Here is an 11555-nt window from a genome sequence, read left to right as displayed (position 1 = left end):
CTGTCGTAAGACAAGCCATCGACGAAGCTCGCCTTGCCCGTTTGCTGCAACGCCGCCTGTTGCAGCAACAGGTCCTCTTCCTGCGGGTTGTAGTAGAACAGCGTTGTGCTCGGCTGCAGGTTCGACGGCAGATTGCTCAGCAAGAGCTGCGGGCTATAGAGATCCTGCGTCGCGCCCAATGAGCCATCGACGTACGAAGCTTGGCCGGCCTTGAGCGTCGGTGTCGAGCCGAGCTGTCTCGGTGCCGACACATTAAAGCCCGGCAGCATCAACGAGCTCAATGAAATCACTTGCGAGGGCGAGTTCACGCGCGGCGTATAGACGTGACGCCAAATACTGAGATACGCAAACTGCGGTTTGTCGATGACATTGACCACCGATCCTAAACCGATGCGAACAAGGAATGTGCCCCCTTGACGAACGATCCTCCGACGACGGCAAACGTGCAGGGACCCTCGGTGGGCTTCCTCCTCCTAGTCGTGCTCGTAGCACTCAACTTCTTCAGGATCGGATGTCAGCTGGTCGTCACCGCATGGTCCGCGGTGCAAATCACAGGGCGGACGGAATCCGCAGGTCAGATCCTGCTCATCACGAGCATGGCTAACCTTGCGCTCTCCCCGTTCATCGGCGCGCTTATCGATCGTTGCGTAAGAAAAAAACCGTTGGTAATGGTGGGACACGCTGGCATTTTGCTTTGCGGCGTGGCCCCCCATTTCATCGATCTTCTTTTGCCTAAGCTCGCACCCTTCTCCGTTCTTGCCTTAGTCGCACTGGTTGCCAGTGTGTCGAGCATCGTCATCGGCGGCGGAATGGACTACTTCACAAAGCTCACCATTGCATCAGATGACCGGATCAAGAAACTTGCGACGATTAGCTCCGTATCTCAGCTCGCACTAATCGCAGGCACCGCGTTCGGTGGCTACATCGTCTCCTGTGTGTCATGGCGGAGTGCATTCCTTCCAATTACCGGATGTAGTTTCCTTCTCGTCGCCCTTTGCGCCTTTCGCCTGCCGCCGTTAACGCTGGCCGCTGTCAATCAACCGGACAGGAGGCGCGGGGTCTTCTTGGCTGGTCCCGCTCTGTATCTGAAACATCATCACTTGTTTTCGATCGCGTGCTGCTCCGCGCTGGCATTCGCAATTGGACAGGCCACGAATACACTCTTGCCCCCGCTAATGAGCCTTCATCTTGGGCTTACAGGCAGGAGCTATTCTCTTGTGGAGGCAGCGTGGTCGATCGGTGCTCTCGCAGCGAGCGTTGGCTTGGCGAAGATCCCGAAGGTCAGAGTCGGCGACCTCCGCAATGATCTCGTCCTCATTGTGATTGTCACCGGCCTCTTATCGATTGTTCCGCGCTTGCCGTGGCTGCCTGCGTTGCTTGCGGCGCACCTCCTGTTGGGTGCCGCCTTTTCGCTCGTCCGCATACGTAGCGAAACGCGCTTCTTAACGGAATGCCCCACGCACCTCCTAGGCCGTTTCCGCGCGAATAGCTTGTTTATCACCAGCTTCGTCGGCGTCGTCATTTTCATGACACCCACGGTCTGCGATCATTTCTCCATTCCAGCCCTCTACCAACTGCTGTCAGCGATGGTAGGCATGTCGGCAACCGCGCTGCTCGCTTTCGGCTGGCGTCAGCGAAATTCGTCAGTCCGCACCGGCGGCTAGCAACGAGCTAGAAACCGCGCACGAAACGCACGCCGCCGATCGTAGCCGTTTGCACTTGGCAACGACGGCGACGCGCGTGTACAACAATGCCCAACCGAGCAATCCCCTCCTTAACCCGGGCAATTCATCTCCTTCATCGCCTTCTGCATTTCCTCAGCGCTGACATCGCGCGTATGCGACGCGATGTGCCACTGATGCCCGAACGGATCTTCGACGAGCCCCCAGCGATCGCCCCAGAACATGTCGGCGAGCGGCATTTTGACAGTCGCTCCTGCCGCCACGGCCTGTTCGAACGCTTTGTCGGCGTTCTCGACGTACAAGTAAAGACTGACCGGCGTACCCTTGAGCGCCTTGGGGCCCAGGCAGTTCTGTTCGGGCGCTTCGTCGGTCAGCATCACGGGGGAATTGCCGATCCTGATTTGAGCATGCGCGATCTTGCCTTCGCGGCCCGGCATGCGGAACAGCTCCGTCGCCCCGAAAGCCTTCGTGTAGAACGCGATTGCCTCGGAAGCGTTCGCGCAGACGAGGTGAGGCGTGAGCGAATGCATGCCTTCGGGAATCGGCTTGACGGATGTCGCGGACATGATGATGGCTCCTATTGGAACGTTATGAGGAAAAGAGCCGCACGGTCGAATCGATGCTTCGACTGGCTCCATACCCACGACGAACGATAGTGCGTCGAATCGACATCCGCCCACAAACTTTTAGTAATCGCCCTCCAGCCACACCCGTCAATGAGTACAGCGCTTAAAACACACTCCGCCGCCGCGACATAGCGGCAAACCGCCTCACGGCCCGACTTTGGCGATATGCAGAAGATTCGTCGTCCCGGATTCGCCGAATGGCAAGCCGGCCGCGATCACGATCGACTCGCCTGGTTTCGCGAATCCCGAGCTTCGCGCGGCTTCAGAGGCGAGCGCGATCATATCGTCGACATCCCGTGCGTTCCTGAACGCAATCGAATGCACGCCCCAAACGAGGGCGAGCCGACGTGCCACCGCCAACGAAGGCGTCATTGCAATGATCGCGGTCGCGACACGCTCTCTCGCCGCGCGCACGCTCGTGAAACCTGACGACGTATACGTCACGGTCACGGCCGGACCGATGAGCTGAACGACCTCCCGCAGCGCGCAGCATATGGCATCGGCCGCAGTCGACTGTGCGCGGGTATGTGAGGCATCGATTCCGGACCTGTACTCCGGGTCCCGCTCCACGCGCTCGACGATCCGATTCATCATCGATACGGCCTCGAGCGGATATTTCCCGCTGGCCGATTCGGCCGACAGCATGACCGCATCGGCGCCTTCGTAGATCGCGCCCGCCACGTCCGACGTCTCGGCCCGGGTGGGAACCGGCGAATTCGTCATCGACTCGAGCATTTGCGTCGCCACCACGACCACTTTGCCCGCCGCCCGGCAAGCACGCACGATCCGCCGCTGCAACTCCGGTATCTGCTCGGCCGGCAGCTCGACCCCGAGATCGCCGCGCGCCACCATGATGCCGTCGCAACGGTCGACGATTTCATCGAGATGATCGATCGCCAGCGGCTTCTCGAGCTTGGCCATGATCCATGCACGATCGCCGATGATCTCGCGCGCTTCGTCGATATCCTCGGCGCGCTGCACGAACGACAGCGCCACCCAGTCGATGCCGTTCTCGAGCCCGAACGCCAGATCTTCGCGGTCCTTGTGCGTCAACGCCGAAATCGGCAGCATGACGGCCGGTACGTTGACTCCCTTACGGTCCGAAATGCGCCCGCCGACGACGACGACGGTGTCGGCGAAATCGCTCCCCTTCCGCTCGACGCGCAAACGAATCTTTCCGTCGTCGAGCAATAACTCAGACCCGGCCTCGATCGCCTCGAAAATCTCCGGATGCGGCAGCGGCGCTCGCGTGGCATCGCCGGACAACGAATTCAACTCCAGCCGAAAGCGCTCGCCGCTGCGCAGCTCGGCACTGCCGCCCTCGAACGTGCCAAGCCGCAGCTTCGGCCCCTGCAGGTCCAGCAAAACGCCAATCGGCCGGCCGCTCTCCTTCTCGAGCTTTCTGATTTCCGTCAAGCGCCGCAGATGGTCGTCATGAGTGCCATGACTGAAGTTGAGACGGAAGACATCCACGCCCGCCTCGAACAGTTGCCGAATCGTCTTCCCGTCGGAACTCGACGGCCCGAGCGTCGCGATGATTTTCGCGTTACGTTCACGCTTCATCCTGCATCTCTCCTCATGTCGCCTGCGCCTCGCATAGGGCAGCGCCTACGCCGACGCAAAACTTTAGTCCTGCTCGAGAGATGCGATAAGCCCACTCGCAGTCAGCAATGAATGTACGAGATGTATCGAATCGGTGCGTGACCAGGCCGCTCGAAGCCGTCCACTGCTCGGGATACGGCCGATAGGTGAACCGCGGGAGCGCCGTTCACTCGGGGCGAAAAAGCTGAGTGGAAAACTCGATTCCGGCTGAACTCAGCGCCGCCGTCGTCCTCTCGTCGTCCTCGCTCATCCTCAATTCCACGAGACCGGCGCCCTGCAACCGCGACAGCGTCCGGCGCAGTGTGCTCATGGGCAGGTCCGTCCGCTTGCCGAGCTTCGGCAGGGACCAGGGCTTGTCGGGCGATTCCTGCCACGCCGTCCAGAGATACAGGAGCACGGTCATGACGACGGGGTCGAGCTCGTCGTCGTGCGTCTTTACCTGTTCGTCGGGGGCCAAGTTGCGCTCCTCTGCTCGTCTGTGGAAAGTCGAATACCGTGCCGCGTGGGCGTCTCCCGCCGTCAGATCGACATCGGCCGCCCGCTATCGCGCGCCATGGGCGACGAGCTTGCCGACCGTCACGAGCGCGTTCTCGAGCTCGGGAGACCATTGATAACTATAGTTGAGCCGAATGAAATTGCTGTAGCGGTTCGACGTCGAGAACATATAGCCGGGCCCGATCGTGATGCCGCGTTCTAGCGCCGATTGGTAGAGCTTCATTGAATCGACCTTGTTGGGCAGCTCGACCCACAACACGTAGCCGCCCATCGGCTCCGATGTACGCGTTCCCGCCGGAAAGAAGCGATCGACGATCGTCTTCGTCAGCTTTGCCTGCTGCCGGTACAGCTTGCGCACCCGGCGAAGATGGTGCTCGTAGCCGTCCTTTTCGAGGTACTCGGCAATCGCGAGCTGTGGAATCGACGGTGTCGTCAGCGTGTTGAGAAACTTGAGCTTCTCCACCTGATCGCGATATCGGCCAGGCATTGCCCACCCGATGCGGTAGGCGGCGGTCAGGCTCTTCGAAAACGACGCGCAGTGGAGCACGATGCCCTTCTTATCGTACGATTTCAGCGCGCTCGGATGCGCCTCGCCAAAATAAAGCTCGTTGTAGACGTCGTTTTCGATGATGGGCACGTCGTGACGCGACAGCAGCGCGACCAGCGCGCGCTTTTTCTCGTCGGGCATCTGGAATCCGAGCGGGTTCTGAAAATTCGGCATGACCATGCACGCCGCGATCGTTCGTTTCTTCAGGATTTCTTCGAGCGAGCCGAGATCGATCCCCTCGCGCGGATGCGTCGCGACTTCGATCGCGCGCATGCCCATGCGCTCGATTGCGTGCAGCATCGCGTAAAAGGTCGGCGACTCGACAGCCACTGTGTCGCCGGGCTTGCCGACGGCCTGCAGGCAGAGGTTGATCGCTTCTGTCGCTCCGACGGTCACCACGATTTCACGCGGATCGACCGCAATGCCGTTCTCGTGGTAACGGCGGGCGATTTGTCGAATGAGATTGGGGTTGCCCGGCGGCAATTCGTCGGTCACACCCCATATCGCCTTGTCGCGTCCGATCGAGTACGCATAGCGGTTGATCTTCTCGAACGGAAAGAGCCGCGGGTCCGGATAGGGCGAGCCGAGCGGTATCGCCTCATCGGTGCCGATCGAGCGAAGTGTCGAAAGCACGAGGCGGCTGACGTCGACCTTCGACGAAACGGCGAGCGGCTTCGAGGGGCGCAACCCCGCCACGCCGCGCTCAGCGGCGTCGGCCGCACCGCGGCGAACGAAGTACCCCGACTGCGGTCGGCTCTCGATCACCCCTTTGCTCTCGAGCAGCAGATAGGCACGGATGACCGTCGTGATGCTCACCTGCCGATGCTGGCTCGTCTGCCTGACCGACGGAATGCGGTCTCCGGCGCGAAAAACGCCGCGTTGGACGAGATCGTCGATGTCCTTCGCGAGCTGTTCGTAGAGTTTCACCATAGGTGTTCCGCGTCCTTCCCCGGGGTAACGCGCCAACGGCGCAACTGGCTGCCTGCACAAAATCCATGCGCGCCGCGCCCTGACCTTGCTTCGGTGCACCGTCATAGAGCACAGTTCCAGAGCAGATCCGCATCCCGCAGAACTGTACTCTTTTTCCGGACGCCGATGTGTGTGCTCCGGCGAGGCCTCGATGCCCTTACGCTTCAACCATCGCATCTGGCAATACTGCAACGGCCGCATGAGGCGCCGTTCGGCATCGCGACAAGTCATCGGAGCCGACGTCATGGACAAATCGAAACCGCAAGGGCGCATCGAGCCCTATCATCATCCCGCCGCCGGCTGGGGTGCGCTCAAGTACGTCGCGATCAACCTGATTAAGGAGAAGGTCGCGGGCGGCAACTACCGGACGCTCTTCAAGCAAAACCAGCCCGATGGCTTCGATTGTCCAGGCTGCGCGTGGCCCGATCGTAAGCACTCCTCAACGTTCGAATTCTGCGAAAACGGAGTTAAGGCCGTCGCGGCCGAGTCGACGACGAAACGGGTGACGCCAGCGTTCTTCGAAGCCCATACGATCGAAGCGCTGATGAAGCAAACGGACTATGAGCTCGAGCAGCATGGACGGTTGACCGATCCCGTGGTCTACGATGCACTGACCGATAAATACAAGCCAATTTCGTGGAACGGCGCTTTCGCGCTGATCGCCGAGGAGCTGAAGAAACTCTCTTCGCCGCACCAAGCCGCCTTCTATACCTCCGGACGTGCGAGCAACGAAGCCGCATTCCTCTATCAGCTCTTCGTGCGGATGTTCGGCACGAACAACTTCCCGGATTGCTCGAACATGTGCCACGAGGCGACGAGCCGAGGTCTGCCGATGACGGTCGGCATCGGCAAGGGCACGGTCACGCTCGACGACTTCGAGCTCGCCGATACCATTCTCATCTTCGGCCAGAACCCGGCCACCAATCACCCGCGCATGCTCGGTGAGCTGCGCGAATGCTCGCGGCGCGGCGCGACCATCGTCTCGATCAACCCGCTGCGCGAGCGCGGGCTCGAGCGGTTTGCGAGCCCACAGCATCCGATCGAAATGCTGACGCTGTCGAGCACGAAGATCGCATCGACGTTCATTCGCCCCAAGGTAGGCGGCGATTTCGCCCTGCTCAAGGGGGTCGCGAAACGCGTTCTCGAGCTCGATGACGAAGCATGCGAGCGCGGCGTGGAGCGTGTGCTCGATGTCGACTTCATAGACGCCCATACGCACGGCTTCGACGCATTCGCCGCTGATCTGCGCGCCGAAAGCTGGCCCACGCTCGAAGCGGAATCGGGCGTGCCGCGGGAGGATATCGAGGCGCTCGCGCGCATCTATGCCAACGGCCGCCGCGTCATCGCGACGTGGGGTATGGGCTTGACGCAGCACAAGAACTCGGTGGCGACCGTGCAGATGCTGTCGAACCTCATGATGATGCGCGGCAACATCGGGCGCGAAGGCGCGGGGCTCTGCCCCGTGCGCGGACATTCGAACGTACAGGGCAATCGAACGGTCGGCATCGAGGAGAAGCCGACGCAGGAATTTCTCGACCGCCTCGGCAAGGTGTTCGACTTCGAGCCGCCACGCGAGCACGGCTACGATGTCGTCGAGACGATCGAAGCCATGATCGAAGGGCACGTAAAGGTGTTCATCGGTCTCGGCGGCAACTTCGCCATCGCGACGCCCGATACGCCGAGGACGTTCGATGCGCTGCGCTCTTGCGACCTGACGGTCCATATCGCGACAAAGCTCAATCGCAGTCATCTCGTGCATGGCAGACATGCGCTGATTCTGCCGACGCTCGGCCGAACCGAAATCGACGAGCAAGGCGGCGTTGCGCAAGGCGTCACGGTGGAGGATTCGATGAGCATGGTCCACATCTCATACGGAATGAACGTTCCGGCGTCGAAGAACCTCTTGTCCGAGGTCGCCATCGTGGCGAACATCGCGCATGCGACGATCGGCAGCGATAAAGTGGACTGGCTCGGCATGGCGAACGACTACTCGCGCGTCCGCGATGCGATCGAGCAAACAATCGAGGGCTTCGAAGACTACAATGCGCGCATCGCACACCCCGGCGGCTTCCATCTGCGCGTGGCATCGCGCGAGCGCGACTGGAAGACGGGCACGGGCAAGGCGAACTTCGTCGTCAACGCGATCGAGCACGATACGCCGATCGCGCGTGCGAAGAAGCTCCACGGGGAGCGCGTCATGGTGCTCATGACCACACGGTCACACGATCAGTACAACACCACGATTTATGCGCTGGACGACCGCTATCGCGGCGTGTTCGGCCAACGCCGAGTGGTCTTCATCAACCGCGCCGATCTCGACATGCTCGGCCTGAAGGCCGGCGAATGGGTCGACTTGACTACGGTGTGGGACGACGGCGTCGACCGTCGCGCCGATTCGTTCCTGCTCGTCGAGTACGACATTCCGCGCGGGTGCATCGGCGCCTACTACCCCGAGACGAATCCGCTCGTGCCGCTCTCGAGCGTGGGTGACGTGTGCAATACGCCGACTTCCAAGTCGATACCCGTGCTGCTCCATCGCTCCGCGCCGCCGGCCCTCGCTGCTTGACCGCGACGGCGGGTGCGGCCGGTCTCAGGTGCTGACGATCAGGTACCGACGACGCGCCGCAAGAACCGCCAGAGCCGCTCGTCGTTCGAATAAGGAACGTTGAAGCGAAACCAGGCGCTGGCGGCATCATCTGGCCGGAAGTAGGAGCCAGGCGCGAGCCAGATGCCGTCGCCGAGCGCTTCGGTCGCCACTTCGGCGGCACGCTCGTCTTCAATGGGCAAGCGCGCCCAAAGGAAGAGTCCCGCGCGCGGTCGATGAAAGATCTCCAGCCCCAACTCGTCCATGCTCGCCTCGACGGCCGCATGCGCCTCTTTGAGCCGCTCGTCGACGCGTTCGACATGTCGCGCGTAATGCCCCTCGACGAGAACCTTGTCGACGATGCGCTCGATCGTCTCGGACGACGTCAACCCGACCGCCATCTTGATCCGCGCGAGCTCACGCAGCACGTCGCGTTGACCGACGACGTAGCCGCAACGCAGCGCGGGCGTGACCGTCTTGGAAAATCCGCCGATGTAGAGCGCGCGCTGCAATCCTTCCATCGCCGCGATGAGCGGCGTGTTCGACGGCGCCAGCTCGCGGCTCACGTCGTCCTCGACGATCCACATGCCGGCCCGCTCGGCGATCTGAACGAGGCGGAATGCCGATGCCATGCTGAACGTCGCGCCGGTCGGGTTTTGCAGCGCGGTGTTCACGAAGACGGCCTTCGGACGATGCGTCACGACGAGCGCATCGAGCGCGTCGACGTCGAGCCCGGTCGGCGTGCGCGGCACGCCGACCACCTTCAAGCCGGCCAGCTTCAGAATCTGCAGAAGATTGCAGTAGCCCGGGTCTTCGACGATGACTACATCGCCTGGCCTCAGCAACGTTCGCACAATGAGATCGAGTGCCTGCGTCGCACCTTGCGTCAGCAGGATGTTATCGAGCGCCGCAGGCAGCCCGAGGCGATCGAGTTGCTCCACGATTCGCTCCCGCAACGGCGCGAAACCGTAGGGATGCCCATAGTCGGCGAGACGCGCCGCCGGCACGCGCGCCAGGGCGCGCAACGCCTGATGCAGGCCGCCTTCGTTGATCCACTCGTTGGGCAATGTGCCGCATCCGGCCTTGATCGGCACCGAATGGTCGGCATAGACGTCCGAGAGCAGCCAAGTCGCCGTCAAGCTAGGCGGCTGCCAGGCCGGCATCTCGCTGCGCGTCGCCTCGCCGCGTGCAGCGACGCGGTAGCCCGAGCCCGGGCGCGACGCGACGAGCCCCATCGAGACGAGCCGCCCGTACGCCTCAGTCACCGTGAACGTGCTGAGCCCCTGCTCGCGCGCCAGCTGCCGCACCGAAGGGAGCGCGGCGCCGGCCCTCAGCGTCTGCGCGCCGATCGCCTGCGCGAACGCTCGCACCAGTTGCTCGACGAGCGTCGGCGCGCGCGCCCGGTCGCGCTCGAGGTTCAGATCGATCAAGGCGGCCACGCTCTCATCTCCACTTCCCAATACGGTTAACGCCAATTTACCAGCACAGTTGGCAGGGCGGTGGAATAACTGTGCATGTCCATCGGCTGACGGGGGGCGCTAGAGTGATTCGTCGCCAAGCCGCGAGCGCGCTTCGCATCGTTTGATCGCAGCGCCGATCGAAACCCTACAACAGGAGAAAAGCCGTGACCGCCCACCCTGCGTCCGACGATCTTGCAAGTTTCTGGATGCCGTTCACCGCCAACCGCCAGTTCAAGTCCGCGCCGCGGCTGCTCGTCTCGGCACGCGGCATGTACTACCGCGCGAGCGACGGGCGCGAAGTGCTCGACGGCTGCGCTGGTCTTTGGTGTGTGAACGCGGGCCACTGCCGCGACGAGATCGTGGCCGCAGTCCAACAGACGGCCGCCTCGCTCGACTATGCCCCGCCGTTCCAGATGGGCCATCCGCTCGCGTTCGAAGCGGCGGCAAAAGTGGCGAAGGTCATGCCGGCCGGACTCGATCGCGTCTTCTTCACGAATTCGGGCTCGGAGGCCGTCGATACGGCGCTCAAGATCGCGCTTGCATATCACCGGGCACGTGGCGAAGGGCAACGGACGCGGCTCATCGGCCGCGAGCGCGGCTACCACGGGGTGGGATTCGGCGGCATTTCAGTCGGCGGCATTTCGCCGAACCGAAAGGCCTTCTCAGGCTCCCTGCTCGGCAACGTCGACCACCTGCCGCATACGCACAACCTCGAACAGAACGCGTTCTCGAAGGGGCAGCCGGCGTGGGGCGCTCATCTCGCCGACGAGCTCGAACGTCTCGTGATGCTGCACGATCCTTCGACGATCGCGGCCGTCATCGTCGAACCCGTGGCCGGCTCGACGGGCGTGCTGATCCCGCCGCAGGGGTATCTGCAGCGGCTGCGCGAAATCTGCACGAAGCACGGCATTCTGCTGATCTTCGACGAAGTCATCACGGGCTTCGGCCGGCTCGGCCGCGCGACGGCGAGTGAATTCCTCGGCGTAACGCCCGATCTCATCACGCTCGCCAAGGCGATCAACAACGCTGCCGTGCCGATGGGCGCGGTGGCCGCGAGCCGCAAGGTTCACGATGCCATCGTGGAAAGCGGTCTGCCCGGCGCGATCGAGCTCTTTCACGGTTACACGTATTCGGCTCACCCGGTCGCAAGCGCAGCCGCCATCGCCACGCAGGACGTCTATCGCAAGGAAGACCTCTTTGCGCGTGCCGGTCGCCTCGCGCCTGTTTTCGAACGCGCGGCGCACGCGCTTGCCGATGCGCCCTACGTGAAGGACATACGCAATCTGGGGCTCGTCGCGGGCATCGAGCTCGAATCGCGGGCCGACGCGCCTGGCGCGCGCGCCTATGAAGTGTTCGTCAAGTGCTTCGAGGCAGGCGTGCTCGTCCGCTACACGGGCGACATCGTGGCGTTCTCGCCGCCGCTCATCGTCGAGGAAGAACAGATCGAGAAGATCTTCGGGACGGTCAGGAAGGTGCTCGCTACCGTGCAGTGAGCGATACGCGCACGAGATCGACTGCAATTTCGTTCAAGATTACCCGTTCGCTGCAGGCTAACTTCGCGCTCATCTTTCGACGAGACGAAGAGGTCTG

The 11555-nt window shown here is 62.3% G+C and carries 8 protein-coding genes and 1 pseudogene; 3 read left to right on the top strand and 6 right to left on the bottom strand.

Annotated elements, in window-relative coordinates; all coding sequences use genetic code 11:
* Positions 1-326 (bottom strand): annotated as a pseudogene (locus B0G57_RS18400) (DUF637 domain-containing protein); the annotation flags it as partial.
* A gap of 87 nt (positions 327-413) precedes the next feature.
* On the opposite strand from B0G57_RS18400, the gene B0G57_RS18395 reads away from it, so the two are divergent.
* A complete protein-coding gene (locus B0G57_RS18395; RefSeq protein ID WP_083925860.1) occupies positions 414-1664 on the top strand; it encodes an MFS transporter in 1251 nt (416 codons plus the stop codon).
* 110 nt (positions 1665-1774) lie between these two features.
* Here the strand turns inward: B0G57_RS18395 and B0G57_RS18390 are convergent, their stop codons facing one another.
* From B0G57_RS18390 to B0G57_RS18375, 4 genes are all read right to left on the bottom strand, one after another.
* Positions 1775-2248, bottom strand: a complete 474-nt coding sequence (locus B0G57_RS18390) for a VOC family protein (RefSeq protein WP_020566624.1) — start codon at positions 2246-2248, stop codon at positions 1775-1777.
* A 204-nt stretch (positions 2249-2452) separates the two neighbouring features.
* On the bottom strand, positions 2453-3871 hold the full coding sequence (gene pyk / locus B0G57_RS18385) for a pyruvate kinase (protein ID WP_018444436.1): 1419 nt from the start codon (positions 3869-3871) through the stop codon (positions 2453-2455).
* 205 nt (positions 3872-4076) lie between these two features.
* Complete coding sequence (locus B0G57_RS18380; RefSeq protein ID WP_018444435.1) at positions 4077-4367, bottom strand: winged helix-turn-helix domain-containing protein; 291 nt, start codon at positions 4365-4367, stop codon at positions 4077-4079.
* 84 nt (positions 4368-4451) lie between these two features.
* Complete coding sequence (locus B0G57_RS18375) at positions 4452-5879, bottom strand: aminotransferase-like domain-containing protein (RefSeq protein ID WP_026230377.1); 1428 nt, start codon at positions 5877-5879, stop codon at positions 4452-4454.
* Between the two features lie 286 nt (positions 5880-6165).
* On the opposite strand from B0G57_RS18375, the gene B0G57_RS18370 reads away from it, so the two are divergent.
* Positions 6166-8487, top strand: coding sequence for an FdhF/YdeP family oxidoreductase (locus tag B0G57_RS18370; protein ID WP_026230376.1), 2322 nt, complete (start codon positions 6166-6168; stop codon positions 8485-8487).
* A 38-nt stretch (positions 8488-8525) separates the two neighbouring features.
* Here B0G57_RS18370 and B0G57_RS18365 read toward each other — a convergent pair whose 3' ends face one another.
* Complete coding sequence (locus B0G57_RS18365) at positions 8526-9935, bottom strand: aminotransferase-like domain-containing protein (protein WP_026230375.1); 1410 nt, start codon at positions 9933-9935, stop codon at positions 8526-8528.
* A gap of 236 nt (positions 9936-10171) precedes the next feature.
* Between B0G57_RS18365 and B0G57_RS18360 the strand changes: the two genes are divergently transcribed.
* Positions 10172-11458, top strand: coding sequence for an aspartate aminotransferase family protein (locus B0G57_RS18360; RefSeq protein ID WP_399278035.1), 1287 nt, complete (start codon positions 10172-10174; stop codon positions 11456-11458).
* Positions 11459-11555 lie beyond the last annotated feature (97 nt).

It is taken from the genome of Trinickia symbiotica (assembly GCF_002934455.1).
Classification (GTDB): Bacteria; Pseudomonadota; Gammaproteobacteria; order Burkholderiales; family Burkholderiaceae; genus Trinickia; species Trinickia symbiotica.
Note: the sequence above shows the minus strand (reverse complement) of the source record. Positions and strands in the feature narration are given on the sequence as shown.

What these genes read in the sequence shown, in the direction of transcription:
- B0G57_RS18390 (WP_020566624.1), bottom strand. Translation starts at nt 2,248, where the DNA reads ATGTCCGCGACATCCGTCAAGCCGATTCCCGAAGGCATGCATTCGCTC.
- pyk (WP_018444436.1), bottom strand. Translation starts at nt 3,871, where the DNA reads ATGAAGCGTGAACGTAACGCGAAAATCATCGCGACGCTCGGGCCGTCG.
- B0G57_RS18370 (WP_026230376.1), top strand. Translation starts at nt 6,166, where the DNA reads ATGGACAAATCGAAACCGCAAGGGCGCATCGAGCCCTATCATCATCCC.
- B0G57_RS18360 (WP_399278035.1), top strand. Translation starts at nt 10,172, where the DNA reads ATGCCGTTCACCGCCAACCGCCAGTTCAAGTCCGCGCCGCGGCTGCTC.